Here is a 19,398-nt window from a genome sequence, read left to right as displayed (position 1 = left end):
GCCTCGCCGCCGCCACCGCCCACGCGCGCGGCGACCGGGTAGCCGAGCAGGCCGACGGCGATCATGGCGATGGCGCAGCCGTGCGGGCTGCCCACCGGGGCGCGCCGCCCGGCGGCGGCGGCGAGCCCGAGCAGGGCGGGCACGGCGAGGCCCGCGAGCACGACCCGCGCGCCGGGCGACCATTCGTGGGCGGCGGCGACGGCGAGGAACCCGAAACCGGCCGCCGGGGCCAGCGGCAGCAGGAGCAGGCTGCGTTCGCCGTGCCCGCCCGCGGGCAGCGCCCACCGGGCGCGGCCGCGCAGGAGCGGGCGCAGCAGCGCGGCGCCCACGGCGGCGACGGCGAACCAGGGGAACGGCGCGAGGGCGGCACGCCAGCCGGCTCCCACCGCGCCGACTGGGCCGGGGGCGGCCGCCAGTGCCAGCGGCATCGCCAGGACGAGCATGCCCGCGAGCACGCCCGCCCAGACGGCGGTGAGGCGCCGGTCGCGGCGCTCCAAGACGAGCACGAGCGAGGCGGGCAGGACGATGCCGGCACCGGCGCCCTGGGCCGTGCGGGCCAAGGCGATCAGCGGCAGCGACGGGGCCGCGCGGGCGGCGCCGAGACCTGCCAGCAGCACGGCCAGGCCGGTCGCGAGGACCGTCCACGCGGGGAACCGGCGGGCGGCCGCGGCGGCGAGCGGCACGGCGAGCAGCAGCGCGGGCAGCGACAGGCCGGTGGCCTGCAGCAGCCGGGGGACGCCGGAGTCGCCGAGGCCGAGGTCGCCCAGCGCGGCGGGCAGCACGTCCGCGGAGGCGTCGGGCACGGTCAGCACGGCGGCGGGCAGCGCGGTGCCGGTCAGCAGCAGCGCGCCGAGCCCCGCCAGCCTGCGGCGCCCCGCGCGTTCGGCGGGGGCACCGGGCGCGGCGGGGGCACCGGGCGCGGCACCGGGCGCGGCGGGGGCGGCGGGGTGCTCGGCCGTCAGGGGCGGGGCGGGAGGCGGGTGCGCTGCGTCGCCGGACACTGCGTTGCCGGACACTGCGTCGCCGGACACGGCCTGCTCCTTCGGAGGTCGTCATCCGCCGCAGCGCGCATTTCCAGAAAAGGAAGGATGTCCAAATTGGGACGATTAATCTAATTCGCGGTATTCGGCGGGATGAGTGGCTGCCGTCCCCGCAGAACTTAGCGCGGCTGCGCGCTCGCCGCCTTGCGTCCCAGCCAAATGGCCGTCCACCACAGCGCCCCGAAAACGACGCCGAGGAAGAACATGACCGGCACCATGAACCCGGTCGCGATGAGCAGCACCTGCAGCACGGTGCCCGCCGGAACCGCCCACGGCCGGCGCAGCAGCCCGGCCAGCACCAGGCAGGCGAGCGCGAGGCTCCCGCACACGCCGCCGGCGACCGCGCCGTCCACGTCCAGCACCGCCACGGCCACCGGGATCGCCAGCGCGATCACGATCGCCTCGCAGGCCAGCACGGTGGCGAACAGCCTGCGCGCCGGGTTGTCCGCGACCTGGGTGCTCATGACCGTCCCTCCGCGACGCGCAGCAGTGTGCGGGCGTCGCCCGCGGTGACCACCGACCCGGTGATCAGAACTCCGGCGCCCCGGTACTCGCCGGTCTCCTCGGCGAGGCCGATCGCCCGGTCGATCGCGTCGTCCAGCCGCTCGGCGACATGGACGCGCTCGGGGCCGAAGATCCCCTCGGCGATCTCGGCCAGCTCCTCGGGCGGCATCGAGCGCGGCGAGGAGTTGCGGGTCACCACCAGCTCGGTCAGCACGGGTTCGAGCTGGTCCAGCACGCCCGCGACGTCCTTGTCGGCGGAGATGGCGAGCACCCCGGCGAGCCGGGTGAAGCCGAACGACTCGGTGACGGTCTGCACCGTCGCTGCCATCCCGGCCGGGTTGTGCGCAGCGTCCAGCAGGACGGTCGGGCCCGTCCGCGCGACCTCCAGCCGGCCCGGCGAGGCCGACTGGGCGAAGCCGCTGCGCACCAGCGCCGGGTCGAGCTGCCCCTCCTCGCCGCCGAGGTAGGCCTCGCCCGCCGCGATGCGGGTCGCGGCCTCCAGGTTGGCCTCCCCGCGGGTCGGCGCGCCGCCCGCGAACGCCTCCACGGCGGCCAGGGCCGTCGCGGCGTTGCCCGCCTGGTGCTCGCCGAACAGCGGCAGGAAGATCTCGTCGTAGACGCCGTGCAGGCCCTGGAGCCGGAGCTGCTGGCCGCCGACCGCGACGTCGCGGCTCAGCACGCCGTACTCGATGCCCTCGCGCGCCGCGGTCGCGCCGATCTCGGCGACCCGGCGCAGCAGCACCTCGGCCGCCTCGACCGGCTGCTGCGCCAGCACCGCGACCGCGCCCGGCTTGATGATCCCGGCCTTCTCGCCGGCGATCTCCTCCAGCGTGTCGCCGAGGTAGCGGGTGTGGTCGAGCCCGATCGGGGTGAGCACGGCGACCACGCCGTCCGCGACGTTCGTGGCGTCCCAGGCGCCGCCCATGCCGGTCTCGACCACGGCCACGTCGACCGGCGCGTCCGCGAACGCGGCGAACGCCATCGCGGTCAGCACCTCGAAGAACGACAGCCGGGACGGGTGCTTGCCGTCGACCAGCTCGACGTAGGGCAGGACGTCCTCGAAGGCCGCGACGAAGCGCTCCTCGCCGATCGGCTCCCCGTCGATCGCGATGCGCTCGCGCAGCGTGGTCAGCTCGGGGCTGGTGTACAGGCCGGTCCGCAGGCCGCGCTCGCGCAGCAGCGCCTCGATGAGCCGGGCGGTGCTGGTCTTGCCGTTCGTCCCGGCGATGTGGATCACCGGGTACGCGCGGTGCGGCTCCCCCAGGACGTCGACCAGGTCGCGGACGCGGTCGAGGGTGGGATCGATCTCCCACTCGACCCCGCGCGCCATGATCGCGGCGACGGTCGCCCGGTAGCCGGCCGGTTCGGTTCGCTGACTCACGGTTCGAGCCTACTCGGCGGCGCGCCGCACTCCGTCCGGGCCCACACTGGAGGAGTGGACGTGTTCTTCCGGGAATGGGAGCGCCGCGCTCCGGGCGAGACCCGCGACGTCGGGCGGGCCCGCGCCCTCGCCGGCGCCCTGGGCGTGCTGGGCCCGTCCGCGCCCGTCCTGACGGTCGTCGGCTCCAAGGGGAAGGGCACGGCGGCGACTTATGCCTCGGCCTTTCTCGCCGCCGCCGGCTTTCGCGTGTGCACCGTCACCAGCCCCGGCCTCCGCACCAATCGCGACCGGATCCGGATCAACGGACGCGCCGTTTCCAGCGAGGAACTGGCCATTCTCGCGGCCGACCTCGATACGGCCGTCCGCGCGCTCCCGCCGCCCTCGGACGGGTACCTCTCGCCGTCCGGGCTCTTCCTGCTCGCCGGCGTCCTGCACGCGCGCCGGGCGGGCGCGGACGCGCTCGTCCTGGAGGCCGGCATGGGCGGGCGGTCGGACGAGGTCGCCCTGTTCCCGCCGGACGTCGCCGCGATCACGCCGGTCTTCCTGGAGCACACCGGCGTCCTCGGCGACACCGAGGCCGAGATCGCCCGGGAGAAGCTCGGCGTGGCGGCGCCGGGGACGGTCGTGCTGTCGGCGCCGCAGTCCGCGCCGGTCGCGGAGGTGCTGCGGGGCGTGGAGGTCGTCGGCCCCGGCGGCGCGGGCCTGCCCGCCGACCTGCTGCCCGCTGGCCTCGGACGCGCCGGAGCCGAACTCGGCGTCGCCGCCGCCCGCCGCCTGCCGGGCGCCGCGGAGCCACCGGCCGCGAGGCTGCGCGAGGTGCTGGCGTCGGTCGTCCTTCCCGGGCGGATGTCCCGGCACGCGGTGCCGGGGTCCGCGACGGAGGTGCTCGTCGACGCCGCCATCGACGGCGCCGGGGTCACCGCCGCGCTGGCCGCCGCGCGGCACGCCTGGGGGACGGTCGACCACGCCGTCGTCTGCCTCCCCGACCACAAGGACCTGGACGGCGCCGTCGCCGCGCTGGGCGACCTGCCCGTGACGTTCGTCCGGCTGCCGCTGCCGCACCTGCGCTTCACCCGCCCGCTGCCGGACGCCTGGGACGTCGTCGACGCCGACGCGATCACCCCGGAGTCGCTGGCGACGCTCGGGCACCGCGTCGCCGTCCTCGGCACCGGCTACTTCACCGGGCGCGTGCTGGACGTCCTCGGCGCCGACACCGAGCGGCTCTTCGTCACTTCGGCTTCTCGACGTCCTTCCTGATGCGCCCCATCACGTCGGCCATCAGCGGGAACTGCGGGTTCACCGTCGGGCGGTTCGCCGCGACGATGCCGTAGGAGTCCCGGGTCGCCCACGCGCAGTAGGTGTGGGTCTCGGCCAGCACGGCGAACGTGCCGCAGAACGCCTTCGCGCCCTTGCCGCCCAACGGGACGTCCTGGCCCCAGATGAACGTGGTGGGACGCGTCTTGCGCAGGAACGCCGCCGGATCGCCCACCGCGCCCGTTCCGCCCATGAACAGGACGTTCAGCTTTCGCACCGGCTCCGCGGTGTAGACGGCCGTGCCGTGCTGCGCGGCCGGGACGCCGCCCGCCTCGACGGCGCGCGCGATGAACGGGTACGCCGCGCTCGCCTGCGGCGCCGTCAGCGCGTCCTTGTGGAGCCCGCCGGCCGCCGCGCCCGCCGTGATCACTTTCTTGGGCGCGGGGAGCGCCGCCGTGGGCGCGTCCTGCACGCCGCCGCCGCCCGTCCGGAACGCCAGCGCCCCCGCCATCAGCGCGACCCCGGCGACCACGGCGGCGCCGGCGACGAGCAGCAGCCGGGGGACGCGCCGCCGCCGTCCGGCGGCCGGCGCGGCGGGGACGGGCGGCAGCGGGCCGGTGCCGTCCCTGACCACCGGATGGCCGCCGGTACCGACGGCGGGATGCCCACCGGTGCCCACGGCGGGGTGCCCGCCGGTGCCGACCACGGGATGCCCGCCGGTGCCCACCCGCGGGAAGGCGCCCGAACCGCCCACCATCGGGTGCCCGCCCGTACCCAGCGACGACAGCGGCCCCGTCCCGCCGGAGTCGGCCGACCACCATGGGCGCTTCCCGCCCCAAGGCGCCGGATCGGCGCCTCCTTGCGCGGCTCCTTCGGCGCCGCCCCGAGCCGAGTCCGCCTCATCGCCGGACATGTAGCCCGGCATGCCGGGCTGGCCCTCGGCGGGGGGAACACCCGCACCCCCCTCAGAGACCGGCCGGTCGGGCTCCCTACGCTCCGCTCGCGCTCCGCTCCGGGAACCGGACTGACCCTCGGTGGGGGAAACCCCCACACCCCCCTCAGAGAGCGGCCGGTCCGGCTCCCTACGCTCCGCTTGCGCTCCGCTCCGGGAACCGGACCAGCGGGGTGACTCCGCCATTGCACTCCTGATGGTTCACCTAGCACCAAAAGCCCGCAGGCCCACCCGGATCGTAACGGCGGCGGGCCCGCCGCGCCGACGGTTCGCGCGGTCGCGTCCGGGGTTCGCGCGTCAGCCCGCGGGCAGCGCCGCCAGCTGCGACTCCAGCCGGGTGATGTCGGCCTCCGCCTGGGCGAGCCGGTCCCGGTTCTTCGCGACGACGGCCTCGGGCGCCTTCGCCATGAACGCCTCGTTGCCGAGCTTGCGCCGGGCCTGCTCGACCTCCTTGCGGGCGGCGGCGAGGTCCTTCTCCAGGCGCTTGCGCTCGGCGGCGACGTCGATCGCGCCGGCGGTGTCGAGCCGTACCGCGACGCCCTCGACGGGCAGGGACGCGGTCGCGGCGAACCCGTCGCCGGGCGCGGTGAGGCGCAGCAGCGCGCGGACGCCCTCCTCGTGCGCGGCCAGCGGCGACCCGCCCCACTCCAGCGCCGCCGCGACCCGCTGACCCGGCTTCAGGCCCTGGTCGGCGCGGAACCGGCGGACCTCCGTCACGAGCCGCTGCAGCGACTCGATCTCGGCCTCGGCGGCCCGGTCGGCGCGGGCGGGCTCGGCGGCCGGCCACGGCGCGGTGACGATCGTGTCGCCGCCGGTCAGGGACGTCCACAGCTCCTCGGTCACGAACGGGATGACCGGGTGCAGCAGCCGCAGCAGCTTGTCGAGGACCTCGCCGAGGACGCGCCGCGTCGCCTCGGCCCGCTCGTCGGCGAGCTGCACCTTGGCGAGCTCCACGTACCAGTCGCAGACCTCGTCCCACGCGAAGTGGTAGAGCGCCTCGCACGCCTTCGCGAAGTCGTAGGACTCCAGGTGCTCGTCGACCTCGGCGATGACCGTCTGGAGGCGCGACAGGATCCACGCGTCGACGGTCGTCACCTCGGCGGGCATGGCGCCGCGGACGTGCGCGCCGTTGATGAGCGCGAACCGCGTCGCGTTCCACAGCTTGTTGCAGAAGTTGCGCGAGCCCTGCGCCCACTGCTCGGCCACCGGGACGTCGCCGCCCGGGTTCGCGCCGCGCAGCAGCGTGAAGCGGGTCGCGTCGGCGCCGTACGCGTCCACCCAGTCGAGCGGGTCGATGACGTTCCCGAACGACTTGGACATCTTCTTGCCGTACTGGTCGCGGACCATGCCGTGCAGGGCGATGGTGTGGAACGGCTGGACGCCGTCCATCGCGTACAGGCCGAACATCATCATGCGGGCGACCCAGAAGAACAGGATGTCGTAGCCCGTCACCAGCACCGACGTCGGGTAGAACCGCTGCAGCTCGGGCGTCTTGTCAGGCCAGCCGAGCGTGGAGAACGGCCACAGCGCCGAGGAGAACCAGGTGTCGAGGACGTCGCCGTCCTGCGTCCAGCCGGCGGGCGGCTCCTCGTCCGGGCCCGGGCACGCGACCTCGCCGTCCGGCCCGTACCAGACCGGGATGCGGTGCCCCCACCACAGCTGCCGGCTGATGCACCAGTCGTGCATGTTGTCGACCCACTCGAAGTAGCGGGCCGCCATCTCCGGCGGGTGGATCGCCACGCGGCCGTCGCGGACGGCGTCGCCGGCGGCCCGCGCCAGCGACTCCACCTTCACGAACCACTGCAGCGACACGCGCGGCTCGACGACCGTGGAGCAGCGCTGGCAGTGCCCGACCGAGTGCTTGTAGGGGCGGACCTCCTGAACGATCCGGCCCTGCTCGCGCAGCGCCGCGACGACCGCCGGGCGCGCCTCGAACCGGTCGAGGCCCTCGAACGGGCCGGACGCGGTGACGACGCCGCGCTCGTCCATCACCGACATCGACGCCAGGTCGTGCCGGCGGCCGATCTCGAAGTCGTTCGGGTCGTGCGCCGGGGTCACCTTGACCGCGCCCGTCCCGAACGCGGGGTCGACGTGCGCGTCCGCGACGACCGGGATGCGGCGGCCGGTCAGCGGGAGCTCGATCTCCCGCCCGACCATGTGCGCGTAGCGCTCGTCGTCGGGGTGGACGGCCACGGCGGTGTCGCCGAGCATCGTCTCCGCCCGGGTCGTCGCGACGACCAGCTCGTCCTCGCCGGAGCCGTACCGGATCGAGACCAGCTCGCCGTCGACCTCCTCGTGCTCGACCTCGATGTCGCTCAGGGCCGTCAGGCAGCGCGGGCACCAGTTGATGATGCGCTCGGCGCGGTAGATCAGGCCGTCGTCGAACAGCCGCTTGAAGATCGTCCGGACGGCGCGGGCGCGGTCGTCGTCCATCGTGAACGCCTCGCGCGTCCAGTCGACGCTGTCGCCGAGCCGGCGCATCTGCCCGAGGATCCGGCCGCCGGACTCGGCCTTCCACTGCCAGACCCGCTCGACGAACGCCTCGCGGCCGAGGTCGTGGCGCGACAGGCCCTCCTTGGCCAGCTCGCGCTCCACCACGTTCTGGGTGGCGATGCCGGCGTGGTCCATGCCCGGCACCCACACCGCCTCGTGGCCCTGCATGCGGCGCCGCCGGACGAGGGTGTCCTGGATGGAGTGGTCGAGGGCGTGCCCCATGTGCAGCGAACCGGTGACGTTCGGCGGCGGGATCACGATCGAGTACGCGGGACGCTCCGGCGCGCGCTCGGGGTCGGCGGTGAACAGCCCCGCCGATACCCACCGCTCGTAGAGCCGGCCCTCTACATCGGCCGGTCGGTACTGGGTGGGCAGGTCGACGTCCGCGGCGGCCCCCTGGCCGCGCTCACTGCTGGGCTGTGTCACGGCTGACGATTCTACGGGGACGCAGGGGGTGAGGCGCCCCGGGGACGTGCGCGGGTGCGCGACAATCGGCACCGGCGAGCACCCCGCCGAGCCGCCTCGCCGTTCCGGCTCCTGGAAAGGACTCAAGTTGAGCGGTTGGAACCCCCCTCCCCCGCCCGGCGGCGCCCCTCAAGGTCAGCCCATCCCCCCGCCGCACCAGGGCCCGCCCGCACCCGGCGGCCCCGTCCCCCCGCCTCCCGGCGCCCCGGTGCCGCCCGGCGGCGGCGTTCCCCCCGGCCCGCCCATGCCCGGTGCACCCATGCCCGGTGGGCCGGTGCCGCCCGGCGGGCCCTTCCCGGGGGCGCCCTACGGGCCGCCGCGGCGCCGCGGGGGCGGCGGCAAGGCCCTCGGCTGCCTGATCGGGGGCTTCGTCGTGTTCCTCCTGCTGTGCGCGGGCGGGTACGGCATCTACCTGCAGCAGACGTCCCACACGCTGACCGCGCCGTCGTCGGCCGGCGGCATGAGCCGCGACACCGCCACCGAGGCCAAGGCCGACGACGCCGTGAACCGGTTGAGCCGGATCCTCAGCGACGCGAGCGACTACAAGGTCCACCGGACCGTCAGCGCGGTGTACGGCCTCGGCAAGGAGAAGTACCTGTTCGTCGGGGGCACCGGCGACCACCGGCTGAAGTACCCGGAGCAGGACTTCAACGGCGCCGTCAGCAGCGCTTTCACCGGCATCGACAACACGGTCTACTCGCCCAGCACGGTGAAGCTGTCGGACGCGGGCGGTGACGGCGTCGGCCTGTCCACCACCATCCAGGTCTCGATCATCACCTCCGCAGGGACGCGGAACACCACCGGCTACATGGCGTCCTGGTCCACCAGGACCACCATGGGCATCGTCATGCAGATCGGCGAGCCGTCCGAGAGCATCGACCTTCCGAGCGTCATGCGCCGCATCCGCGCGGACGTGGAGGACTGAGCGCGGGCGCGGAGGAGCGGGCCGCCTCCCCGTCCGTCCGGCTGAGAGCGTTTTCCCGCCGAGGTCGGGACACAGGTCACCTGACACCGGGTCGCCCCGCCCGAAAAGGTGGTGCCCTGAGGTCCGCGACACCGGGCGGAGAGAGAGGGACGGGATGCGAGCGGTACTGGCACGCGCCGCCGTGCTGGCCGGCGCGTTCACAGCGGGGGCCGTGGCGGCACGTGCCGCGACCATCCCTCACCTCCGCCGGCTCACCGCGGACCTGCAGCGCTCCCGGGAGCGGATCCTCGCCAGCCGGGAGGAGGAGCGGCGGCGGCTGCGGCACGACCTGCACGACGGGCTCGGGCCGACCCTCGCCAGCCTCGCCATGTCGCTGGACGCCGCCCGCATCACGCTCGCCTGCGAGCCGGAGCGGGCCGACCCGCTGCTCGCCGACGTCCGGGACCGGCTGGCCAGCGCCGTCGGCGAGATCCGCGACCTCGCGCACGGGCTGCGCCCGCCCGCGCTGGACGACCTCGGCCTCGTCGCCGCCATCGAGTCGTTCGCCGACGGCTGCTGCGAGCGGGTCGACGTCCGGTTCGACGGCGAGCCCGCCGGGCTGCCCGCCGCGGTGGAGGTGGCCGCGTACCGGATCGCGCAGGAGGCGCTGACGAACGTCCGGCTGCACGCGCCGGCGAGCTGCGCGTCCGTCCGGCTGAAGCGCGACACCGACCTGCACCTGGTGGTGGCCGACAGCGGGCCCGGGCTGACCGACGCCGCGCGCGGCGGCGGCCGGCCGCGGCCCGCGCGGGGCCTCGCCGCGATGCGGGAGTGGGCCGCCGAGGTCGGCGGCAGCTGCGAGATCACCTCCCGCAGCGGCGGCGGCACCCTCGTCGCGGTCCGGCTGCCGCTCGGCGCCGCGGAGACCGCCGCCGGGTATCATCAACGTCCCTCGGTCGGGAGAAAGCGGGCGTAGATGTCGGAGACCATCCGGGTCCTCATCACCGACGACCACCCGGTGTTCCGGCAGGGCCTGAAGGGCCTCCTGCAGGCGCTGGGCGTCGAGGTCGTCGGCGAGGCCGAGAACGGGCCCGAGGCCGTGCGGATGGCGGCCGAACTGCAGCCCGACGTCGTCGTGATGGACCTGCACATGCCCGGCGGCAACGGCATCGAGGCCACCCGCACCATCACCCGCACGAGCCCGCGCATCGGCGTCCTGGTGCTCACCATGTTCCGCGACGACGACTCGGTGTTCGCGGCGATGCGCGCCGGCGCCCGCGGCTACCTGCTGAAGGAGTCGGGCGCCGAGGAGATCGCGCGCGCCGTCCGGGCGGTCGCGGCGGGCGAGGCCATCTACGGCCCGGAGATCGCGCGCCGCGTGCTCACCTACTTCACCGACATGCCCGACCCGCGGCAGGCCGCGTTCCCGCAGCTGACCGAGCGGGAGCGGGAGGTCCTCGAACTGATCGCGCAGGCCCGCAGCAACGCCGAGATCGCCGCGACGCTCTTCCTCAGCCAGAAGACCGTCCGCAACCACGTCTCGAACATCTTCATGAAGCTGCACGTCGCCGACCGCGCCCAGGCCATCGTCCTCGCCCGCGAGGCCGGGCTCGGCGAGTCCGCCCCCCGCTGAACCCCCGCGCCGGGCCGAGTCGTCCGCGCCCCGCCGCATTCCAAGGCACGGCCGCCCGAGCGTCCGCGCCTCCGGTGCCCCTGCCTCCGGTGTTCGTGCGTCCGGGTCCGGGCCGTCGCCCCCGGAAAGGCGGAACGCCCCCGGTCGGTGTGACCGGAGGCGTTCCTGGGCTTCTCTCGCTCGCCCTACGCGCTCTTCTCGCGCGGTTCGCGCTTGGGGCGGTCGCGCGGGACGAGGGTCGGGTTGACGTGCTCCAGCACGGCCTCCCGGGTGATCACGACGCGGGCGACGTCCTGCCGGCTCGGGACCTCGTACATCACGGAGAGGAGGACCTCCTCCATGATGGCGCGCAGGCCGCGGGCGCCGGTGCCGCGCAGGATGGCCTGGTCGGCGATCGCCTCCAGGGCGTCGTCGGTGAACTCCAGGTCGACCCCGTCGAGCTCGAAGAGGCGGTGGTACTGGCGCACCAGCGCGTTCTTCGGCTCGGTGAGGATGTTGATCAGGGCCTCGCGGTCGAGGTTGTGCACGGAGGTGATCACCGGGAGCCGGCCGATGAACTCGGGGATCATCCCGAACTTCAGCAGGTCCTCCGGCATCACGTCGCCGAGCACGGCCGACGACTCCTCGAAGTCGGACTTGGAGCGGATCTGCGCGCCGAACCCCATGCCCTGCTTGCCGACCCGGGATTCGACGATCTTCTCCAGCCCGGCGAAGGCGCCACCGCAGATGAACAGCACGTTCGTGGTGTCGATCTGGATGAACTCCTGGTGCGGGTGCTTGCGGCCGCCCTGCGGCGGGACGCTCGCGGTGGTGCCCTCCAGGATCTTCAGCAGCGCCTGCTGGACGCCCTCACCCGAGACGTCCCGGGTGATCGACGGGTTCTCGCTCTTGCGCGCGACCTTGTCGACCTCGTCGATGTAGATGATCCCGGTCTCGGCCTTCTTCACGTCGTAGTCGGCCGCCTGGATCAGTTTGAGGAGGATGTTCTCGACGTCCTCCCCGACGTATCCGGCCTCCGTCAGCGCCGTTGCGTCCGCGATCGCGAACGGGACGTTGAGGAGTTTGGCGAGCGTCTGCGCGAGTAGCGTCTTGCCGGATCCGGTGGGGCCGAGCAGCAGGATGTTCGACTTGCCGATCTCGACCGGGTCGTCTCTGCCGCTGTCACCCGACTGGATTCGCTTGTAGTGGTTGTAGACGGCGACGGAGAGCGCCTTCTTCGCCGTCTCCTGCCCGATCACGTAGGAGTCGAGGAACTCGTAGATCTCCCGCGGCTTGGGCAGGTTGTCCCACTTGAGGTCGGAGGTCTCGGAGAGCTCCTCCTCGATGATCTCGTTGCAGAGATCGATGCACTCGTCGCAGATGTACACGCCCGGACCCGCGATGAGCTTCTTGACCTGCTTCTGGCTCTTCCCGCAGAACGAGCACTTGAGCAGGTCACCACCGTCGCCGATGCGTGCCACCCAACTGTCTCCTTTTCGTGGGGCCGCCCGCCTTGGAGGATGCGGCGCAGCTCGGTTGCGTCCCGAAGGCTCTCGACGTTGGACTCGACGTTACCGCCTCCGACGGACTTGGAAAGCCCCTCGCCCGGAAGTGTGGCGCCCGGGCTCGGGGACTCTCCCGTCCTTGTGCCGTCTCAGGACGACACTACCTCGGCTTTCCGCTTCCTGCTGGCGAAGACGTCGTCGATGAGGCCGTAGTCCTTGGCCTCGTCCGCCGTCAGGATCTTGTCGCGCTCGATGTCGTGGCGCACTTCGTCGATGCTCCGGCCGCTGTGCTCGGCCAGGATGCTCTCCAGCAGCTCGCGGATCCGCATGATCTCGCGCGCCTGGATCTCTATGTCGCTCGACTGCCCGTAGGTGCCCTCGGTCGCGGGCTGGTGGATCAGTATCCGCGAGTTGGGCAGCGCGGCCCGCTTGCCGGGCGTGCCGGCGGCGAGCAGCACCGCGGCGGCCGAGGCGGCCTGCCCGATGCAGACCGTCTGGATGTCCGGCTTGACGAACTGCATCGTGTCGTAGATCGCCGTCATGGCGGTGAAGGACCCGCCCGGCGAGTTGATGTAGATGCTGATGTCGCGGTCCGGGTCGATGGACTCCAGCGTGATCAGCTGGGCCATCACGTCGTTCGCGGAGGCGTCGTCGATCTGCACGCCGAGGAAGATGATGCGCTCCTCGAACAGCTTGTTGTACGGGTTCATCTCCTTGACCCCGTACGTGGTGCGCTCGACGAACGACGGAATGATGTAGCGGTTGTCGACCGGCATCGGGCCGGCGCCCGGCCGGACGATATCGGCGAAACCGGGACGGTACAGGTCGCTCATGGTGGGCCTCCGATCAGTGGTCAGGTCGTCAGGAGACGGTGCCCTCGGAGGGCACCTGGGTGGCACTGAGCACCACGTGGTCGACGAACCCGTAGTCCTTCGCCTCGTCGGCGGTGAACCAGCGGTCCCGGTCGGAGTCGCGCTCGATCTGGTCGAGCGCCTGGCCCGTGTGCACGGCGATCTTCTCGGCGAGCGTCTTCTTCACGTAGAGCATCTGCTCGGCCTGGATCTTGATGTCGGAGGCCGTGCCGCCGATGCCGCCGGACGGCTGGTGCATCATGATCCGCGCGTGCGGCAGGGCGTAGCGCTTGCCGCGGGTGCCGGCGCACAGCAGGAACTGCCCCATCGACGCGGCGAGGCCCATGCCCACCGTGACGATGTCGTTCGGGACGTACTGCATGATGTCGTAGATCGCCATGCCGGCGGTGACGGAGCCACCTGGCGAGTTGATGTAGAGCGTGATGTCGCGGCGGCCGTCCTCGGCCGACAGCAGCAGGAGCTCGGCGCAGATGCGGTTGGCGATGTCGTCGTCGACCTGCTGGCCGAGGAAGACGATGCGCTCGCGCAGCAGCCGCTGGAACAGCTGGTCGCCCAGAGGCAGCAGGGGCGCCTCGGCGACCCGTGCCTGGATCCGCGACGACTCGTCGAAAGTCGGAGGCATGCTCACCGGGTGTTCCTCCGGTCCTTTTAATCGGTTCGGATGCTTGGACATTAACGCGCTCCCGGGCCCGCTTAAGCCCGGGGGGCCGCCTTTTCGCCAGGGGCGTACCCGCGTGCGGCCGGATGTCCCGCGCGTTCCGGACGATCTTCGCCAACGCGGCGCCCCGTCCCCGGCCGGAACGGGACACGCCCCGCACCCGGTGGTCGGGTGCGGGGCGTGTCCGCGATGCGCCGGGGACGTCCCGGAGGCGTGCGGCCGCCCCGGAGCGGGGCGAAGCCGTCAGAAGCCTCAGGCGTCCTTGTCCTTGGCGTCCTTCTCGTCCTGCGCCTCGGTGGCCGGGGCCTCCTCAGCGGCGGCCTCAGCGGTCTCCGCGGGCGCCTCCTCCGCGGCGGCGGCGTCCTCGCCCTCCTCCGCGGCCTGGACTGTTTCGCCCGTCTCGCCGTTCAGCTCGCGCTGCACGGCCTCGACGTCGATCTCGTTGCCCGACTCGTCCTTGACGGTGACGTGCTCGACGACGAGGTTCAGCGCCTTGCTGCGCAGCACCTCGGAGACGATCGCCGGAAGCTGGTTGTTCTGCGTCAGGTACTCGGCGAGCTGCTGCGGCTGCACGCCCATCTGCATCGCCTGCGTGACGACGTACTCGCTCAGCTCCTCGTTCTCGACGCCCAGCTCCTCCTGGACGGCGAGCTGGTCGAGGACGAACCCGCCCTTGACCGCGAGGCGGGCGGCGTCGGCGACCTCGGCGTCGAACTCCTCGGCGGACTTCTCCTCGTCCTTGAGGTAGTCCTCCTTGGTCATGCCGGCCATCTGGAGCTGCTGCTCCAGCTGCTGGTTGCGGCGGCCGATCTCCTCTTCCACGACCTTCTCGGGAAGCGGGATGTCGACCTTCTCCAGCAGCGCCTCGAGGGCCTTGTCGCGCGCCTCGGACAGCTGCTGCAGCTTCACCTGCCGGCCGAGCCGGGTCCGGACGTCCTCGCGCAGCTCCTCGATGGTGTCGAACTCGCTGGCGAGCTGGGCGAACTCGTCGTCCAGGTCGGGCAGGTTCTTCACCTTGACGCTCTGCACGGTGACGGTGATCTCGGCCTCCTCGCCGGCGTGCTCGCCGCCGACCAGGGTGCCGGTGAACGTCGCGTCCTCGCCGGCGGCCAGGCCGGTCAGCGCCTCGTCCAGCCCCTCGATGGCCGAGTTGCTGCCGACCTCGTAGGAGTAGCCGGTGGTGGAGGCGTCCTCGATCTCCTCGCCGTCGATGCGGGCGACCAGGTCGATGGAGGCGAAGTCGCCCTCCTCGGCGGCGCGCTCGGCATTGGTGAGGGAGGCGAACCGCTCGCGCAGGTTGCCGAGGGTCTCCTCGACCTGCTCGTCGGTGACCTCGGCGTCGTCCACCACGACCTCGAGGCCGTCGTAGTCGGGCACCTCGAACTTCGGCCGGATGTCGACCTCGGCGGTGAACGCGAACTGGGTGCCGTCGTCCAGCTCGGTCACCTCGACGTCGGGCTGGCCGAGCACGAAGATCTCGGTCTCCTCGACGGCGCGGCCGTACAGCTCCGGAAGGGCGTCGTTGACGGCCTCCTGCAGGACCGCACCCCGGCCGACGTACTTGTCGATCAGCGGGGCGGGGACCTTGCCGGGCCGGAAGCCCTTGATCCGCACCTGTTGCGAGATCTCCTTGTACGCCTTGTCGAGGTTCGGCTTGAGCTCGTCGAACGGAACCTCGACGGTGAGCTTGACCCGGGTGGGGGTCAGCTCCTCGACATCGGTCTTCACTGGGGTTGGTCTCCTTGATCGGGCGCTGTCTCGGCCGCGGCGTTCGACGCGTGCTCAACTCGAGGGGCGCGGCCACGCCGAAAGCCGGCTCCGCGCCTTCGCGCGCTCAAGTGTATGGGGTCACGGCGCCGGCTGCGGACATCGGAGGCCCGCAACACCGGCGAACACCTGTCAACGATGCCGCACAGGCAGTGACATACGTGCCCCGAACCTCCATACTCGTCCGGGATGAACGGGATAGCCGCGGCCTTCAGTGCGACCGGTCTCTACTACCTCGGGTTCGCCGTGTTCAAGCTGGCGGCGGACCGGATGCCCGCGCTGCGGGGCAACCGCATCCCGCACATGATCTGGACGATCGTGAGCAACTGGATCTTCCTGATCGCGCTCTCGGTCGTGCTCGGCGGGCTCACCCTGCAGATCATCGCCCTCCGGAACCTGCCGCTGTCCACCGCCGTGCCGATCTTCATGTCCGGCATCGTCCCGCTGCTGCTGATCGCGCTCGTGTTCTTCGGCGAGCGGCTCACCGCGCGCGAGTGGCTGAGCCTGCTGCTGACCGGCGCGGCGATCCTGCTGCTGACCGCGTCCCTGAGCGGGGACGAGCCGATCGGCTCGGCGGACGCCCCGCTGTGGAAGATCGCGGTCGTGGTGGCCCCGGCGGTGGCGGTGCCCGTGCTGATCCTGGTCCTCGGCGACTACCGGCCGGACGGCCGGCACGCCCGCCCGGTCACCGGCATCGCCTACGGGCTCAGCGCCGGCTTCCCGGTCGGCACCGCCGAGCTGGCGATCAAGGGGTGGAGCGACGACCCGCACGCCGCCGGAGCCGACATCCTCGCGACGCCGTGGCCGTACCTGACGGTGGTGGCGGCCGGCATCGGGTTCGGGATCATGGTGACGGCGTTCCAGCGCTGCCGGGTCTCGATCGTGGCGACGGTCATGACGGTCGCCGCCAAGTCCTACCTGCTGGCGATGGGCTCGTTCATGTACGGGGAGCCGTGGCCGCAGGACGCCGCCCGCTCGGCGATGCGGCTCGGCGCGCTGGCGCTGGGCGCGGTCGCCGTCCTGCAGTTCCCCCGGCACCGGCCGGTCGAGGAGGAGCCGGACGGGGCGTCCGGCGGGGCCGCGGCCCGGGAGGACGCGGCCGCCGCGCGCGACCCGTTCGGCGGGGCGGCGGTCGGCGGCCCGGTGCTGGGCGGGCCGGTGCTGGGCGGGCCGCGGCTCGGCGAGGTGTACGGGGCTCCGGTGCCGCCGCCGCGCTCCCCCTACGCGCAGGACCCGCTCGGCCAGGGCCCGTACAACCCGCCGGAGGGATACGAGCGGCCGGAGGCGCAGGCCCCACAGGAAGGACCCTCGCGGGAGGGAGCGCCGCCGCGCCGGCCGATCCGTCCGCAGAGCCCGACCGAGACCGGGTCGGACGGGCGCTGGCGCGGCTTCAACGAGTGAGCCCCCGGCCCGCCCGCGCCGGTGGGCGGCCTGTTCCGGACGCGACGGTCCCCGGCCTCCGCTGAGAGGCCGGGGACCGGTTCGTCTCAGCGGCGCTTGGAGTCGCCGCCCGGGAGGCCCTTGTCGAGGCCGGCCCGGCGGAGGGCGTCGGCCATGGCGCCGCCGCCTCCCTGGCCGCCGCGCTGGTTCTGACCGCCGCGGCCCTGCCCGCCGCGCCCGCCGCCGCGCTGGTTCTGGCCGCCGCGGTTCTGCCGCCCGCCGCCGTCGCGCTGCTGCTCCCGGCCCTGCCGCGGGCCGCCCTGGCGCCCGCCGCCCTGCTTGGCGCCGCCGCCCTGCTTGGCGCCGCCCTGCTTGCCACCACTGGACTTGCCGCCACCGGGCTCGTCGTCCAGGCGGAGGGTGAGCGAGATGCGCTTGCGCTGCAGGTCGACGTCCAGGACTTTCACGCGGACGATGTCGCCGGGCTTGGCGACGTCGCGCGGGTCCTCGACGAACTTGTCGGACATCGCGGAGATGTGCACGAGCCCGTCCTGGTGGACGCCGACGTCGACGAACGCGCCGAACGCGGCGACGTTGGTGACGACGCCCTCCAGCAGCATCCCGGGTTCGAGGTCGGAGAGCTTGTCGACGCCCTCCTTGAACACGGCGGTCTTGAACGCCGGGCGCGGGTCGCGGCCGGGCTTCTCCAGCTCGGCGAGGATGTCGGTGACGGTCGGCAGCCCGAACGTGTCGTCGACGAAGTCGCCGGGCTTGAGCGCGCGCAGCGCGGCGGTGTTGCCGATGAGGCCCTTGATGTCATCGCCGGCCGCGTCCAGGATCCGGCGGACGACGGGGTACGCCTCCGGGTGCACGCTGGAGGCGTCCAGCGGGTCGTCGCCGCCGGGGATGCGCAGGAAGCCCGCGCACTGCTCGAACGCCTTCGGCCCGAGGCGGGGCACCTCCTTCAGCCCGGCGCGGCTGCGGAACGGCCCGTTGGCGTCGCGGTGCGCGACGATGTTCTCCGCGAGGCCCTCGCCGATGCCGGACACGCGGGTGAGCAGCGGCGCGGACGCGGTGTTGACGTCCACCCCGACGGCGTTCACGCAGTCCTCGACGACGGCGTCCAGGGAGCGGGACAGCTTCACCTCGGAGACGTCGTGCTGGTACTGGCCGACGCCGATCGACTTGGGGTCGATCTTGACCAGCTCGGCGAGCGGGTCCTGCAGCCGGCGGGCGATGGACACCGCGCCGCGCAGCGAGACGTCCATGCCGGGCAGCTCGCGGCCCGCGTACTCCGACGCCGAGTACACCGACGCGCCCGCCTCCGACACCATGATCTTGGTGAGCCCGAGGTCGGGGTGCCGGGCGATCAGCTCGGCGGCGAGCTTGTCGGTCTCCCGGGACGCGGTGCCGTTGCCGATCGAGACGAGGTCGACCTTGTGCTCGCGGGCGAGCCGCGCGAGCGTCTCGATCGACTCGTCCCACTTGCGGCGCGGCTCGTGCGGGTAGATGGTGTCGGTCGCGACGACCTTGCCGGTGGCGTCCACGACGGCGACCTTGACGCCGGTGCGCAGGCCCGGGTCCAGGCCCATGGTGGCGCGGGTGCCGGCGGGCGCGGCGAGCAGCAGGTCGCGCAGGTTGGCGGCGAACACGCGGACCGCCTCGTCCTCGGCCTCCTGCCGCAGCCGGGTGCGCAGGTCGATGCCGAGGTGGACGAGGATCCGGGTGCGCCAGGCCCAGCGGACGGCGTCGGCCAGCCACGGGTCGCCGGGGCGGCCCTGGTCGGAGATCTGGAACCGGCGCGCGATCTCCGCCTCGTAGGAGCTGCGCGGCGCGGAGTCGTCGGCCTCCTCGGGCTCCAGGTCGAGGTCGAGGACCTCTTCCTTCTCGCCGCGGAACAGCGCGAGGACGCGGTGCGAGGGCAGCTTGGCGAACGGCTCGGCGAACTCGAAGTAGTCGGAGAACTTGGCGCCGCTCTCCTCCTTGCCCTCGCGGACCCGGGAGACCATCCGGCCCTGGTTCCACATGCGCTCGCGGAGCGCGCCGATGAGGTCGGCGTCCTCGGCGAAGCGCTCGACGAGGATCGCGCGGGCGCCCTCCAGCGCGGCGGCCTCGTCCGCGACGCCCTTCTCGGCGTCGACGTAGCCGGCGGCCTCGGCGTGCGGGTCGCGGGACGGGTCGCCCAGCAGCGTCTCGGCGAGCGGTTCGAGGCCGGCCTCGCGGGCGATCTGCGCCTTGGTGCGCCGCTTGGGCTTGTACGGGAGGTAGATGTCCTCCAGCCGCGCCTTGGACTCGGCGGCCATGATCTGGGCGCGGAGCTCGTCGGTGAGCTTGCCCTGCGACTCGACCGACTCCAGGATGGCGGCGCGCCGCTCGTCCAGCTCGCGCAGGTAGCGCAGCCGCTCCTCCACGGCGCGGAGCTGCGCGTCGTCGAGCGTTCCGGTGGCCTCCTTGCGGTACCGGGCGATGAACGGGACGGTCGCCCCGCCGTCGAGCAGGTCCACCGCGACCCGCACCTGCCCCTCGCGGACGCCGATCTCCTCGGCGATGCGCTGGGTGATGGTCGGCGTGGTCTGGCCGGTGGACGTCTGGCTGATGGTCGCTGTCACAG

At 73.2% G+C, this 19,398-nt stretch carries 14 protein-coding genes and 1 pseudogene; 5 read left to right on the top strand and 10 right to left on the bottom strand.

The window, feature by feature from the left end; all coding sequences use genetic code 11:
* The 3 genes and pseudogenes from AB0K34_RS20210 to AB0K34_RS20200 form a co-directional block, all read right to left on the bottom strand.
* A pseudogene (locus AB0K34_RS20210) lies at window positions 1-1,031 on the bottom strand (hypothetical protein); the annotation flags it as partial.
* A 128-nt stretch (window positions 1,032-1,159) separates the two neighbouring features.
* Complete coding sequence (locus tag AB0K34_RS20205) at window positions 1,160-1,504, bottom strand: DUF4233 domain-containing protein (protein ID WP_138641300.1); 345 nt, start codon at window positions 1,502-1,504, stop codon at window positions 1,160-1,162.
* Window positions 1,501-2,874, bottom strand: a complete 1,374-nt coding sequence (locus AB0K34_RS20200) for a folylpolyglutamate synthase/dihydrofolate synthase family protein (RefSeq protein ID WP_138641304.1) — start codon at window positions 2,872-2,874, stop codon at window positions 1,501-1,503. Before AB0K34_RS20200 ends, AB0K34_RS20205 begins: the two co-directional genes overlap by 4 nt.
* A gap of 111 nt (window positions 2,875-2,985) precedes the next feature.
* Between AB0K34_RS20200 and AB0K34_RS20195 the strand changes: the two genes are divergently transcribed.
* Window positions 2,986-4,182 (top strand): hypothetical protein, encoded by a 1,197-nt coding sequence (locus tag AB0K34_RS20195; protein ID WP_364550234.1) that lies wholly within the window; start codon window positions 2,986-2,988, stop codon window positions 4,180-4,182.
* Here AB0K34_RS20195 and AB0K34_RS20190 read toward each other — a convergent pair.
* Both AB0K34_RS20190 and AB0K34_RS20185 read right to left on the bottom strand, forming a co-directional pair.
* Window positions 4,154-5,092 carry a hypothetical protein gene (locus tag AB0K34_RS20190; RefSeq protein WP_138641302.1) on the bottom strand — a complete coding sequence of 313 codons (939 nt, stop codon included), beginning with the start codon at window positions 5,090-5,092 and terminating at the stop codon, window positions 4,154-4,156. The genes AB0K34_RS20195 and AB0K34_RS20190 overlap by 29 nt on opposite strands.
* A gap of 336 nt (window positions 5,093-5,428) precedes the next feature.
* The gene (locus tag AB0K34_RS20185) at window positions 5,429-8,050 is read right to left on the bottom strand and encodes a valine--tRNA ligase (RefSeq protein ID WP_364550232.1); all 2,622 of its coding nucleotides are present in this window, start codon (window positions 8,048-8,050) and stop codon (window positions 5,429-5,431) included.
* A gap of 298 nt (window positions 8,051-8,348) precedes the next feature.
* Between AB0K34_RS20185 and AB0K34_RS20180 the strand changes: the two genes are divergently transcribed.
* From AB0K34_RS20180 to AB0K34_RS20170, 3 genes are all read left to right on the top strand, one after another.
* Window positions 8,349-9,014 carry a hypothetical protein gene (locus AB0K34_RS20180; RefSeq protein ID WP_301178039.1) on the top strand — a complete coding sequence of 222 codons (666 nt, stop codon included), beginning with the start codon at window positions 8,349-8,351 and terminating at the stop codon, window positions 9,012-9,014.
* Window positions 9,015-9,168: 154 nt separating this feature from the next.
* Complete coding sequence (locus tag AB0K34_RS20175; protein WP_138640817.1) at window positions 9,169-9,969, top strand: sensor histidine kinase; 801 nt, start codon at window positions 9,169-9,171, stop codon at window positions 9,967-9,969.
* The gene (locus AB0K34_RS20170; RefSeq protein ID WP_301178154.1) at window positions 9,970-10,626 is read left to right on the top strand and encodes a response regulator transcription factor; all 657 of its coding nucleotides are present in this window, start codon (window positions 9,970-9,972) and stop codon (window positions 10,624-10,626) included.
* Window positions 10,627-10,811: 185 nt separating this feature from the next.
* Here the strand turns inward: AB0K34_RS20170 and clpX are convergent, their stop codons facing one another.
* The 4 genes from clpX to tig all read right to left on the bottom strand — a co-directional run bounded on the left by clpX (window position 10,812) and on the right by tig (window position 15,368).
* Entirely contained in the window at window positions 10,812-12,086 is a 1,275-nt protein-coding gene (clpX, locus tag AB0K34_RS20165) for an ATP-dependent Clp protease ATP-binding subunit ClpX (RefSeq protein WP_138640819.1), read from the bottom strand.
* Window positions 12,087-12,259: 173 nt separating this feature from the next.
* On the bottom strand, window positions 12,260-12,886 hold the full coding sequence (locus AB0K34_RS20160; RefSeq protein ID WP_171069384.1) for an ATP-dependent Clp protease proteolytic subunit: 627 nt from the start codon (window positions 12,884-12,886) through the stop codon (window positions 12,260-12,262).
* Window positions 12,887-12,971: 85 nt separating this feature from the next.
* On the bottom strand, window positions 12,972-13,604 hold the full coding sequence (locus tag AB0K34_RS20155; protein WP_138640823.1) for an ATP-dependent Clp protease proteolytic subunit: 633 nt from the start codon (window positions 13,602-13,604) through the stop codon (window positions 12,972-12,974).
* A 288-nt stretch (window positions 13,605-13,892) separates the two neighbouring features.
* Window positions 13,893-15,368: a trigger factor gene (tig, locus tag AB0K34_RS20150; protein ID WP_138640821.1), complete on the bottom strand. Its 1,476-nt coding sequence runs from the start codon at window positions 15,366-15,368 to the stop codon at window positions 13,893-13,895.
* Between the two features lie 228 nt (window positions 15,369-15,596).
* On the opposite strand from tig, the gene AB0K34_RS20145 reads away from it, so the two are divergent.
* The gene (locus AB0K34_RS20145; protein ID WP_364550229.1) at window positions 15,597-16,808 is read left to right on the top strand and encodes a hypothetical protein; all 1,212 of its coding nucleotides are present in this window, start codon (window positions 15,597-15,599) and stop codon (window positions 16,806-16,808) included.
* Between the two features lie 86 nt (window positions 16,809-16,894).
* Here the strand turns inward: AB0K34_RS20145 and AB0K34_RS20140 are convergent, their stop codons facing one another.
* Window positions 16,895-19,396 (bottom strand): Tex family protein, encoded by a 2,502-nt coding sequence (locus AB0K34_RS20140; RefSeq protein ID WP_364550227.1) that lies wholly within the window; start codon window positions 19,394-19,396, stop codon window positions 16,895-16,897.
* Window positions 19,397-19,398: the final 2 nt, after the last annotated feature.

The organism is Actinomadura sp. NPDC049382 (assembly GCF_040677125.1).
Taxonomy (GTDB): Bacteria; Actinomycetota; Actinomycetes; order Streptosporangiales; family Streptosporangiaceae; genus Spirillospora; species Spirillospora geliboluensis.
This window is presented reverse-complemented; position numbering and strand designations above follow the sequence as displayed.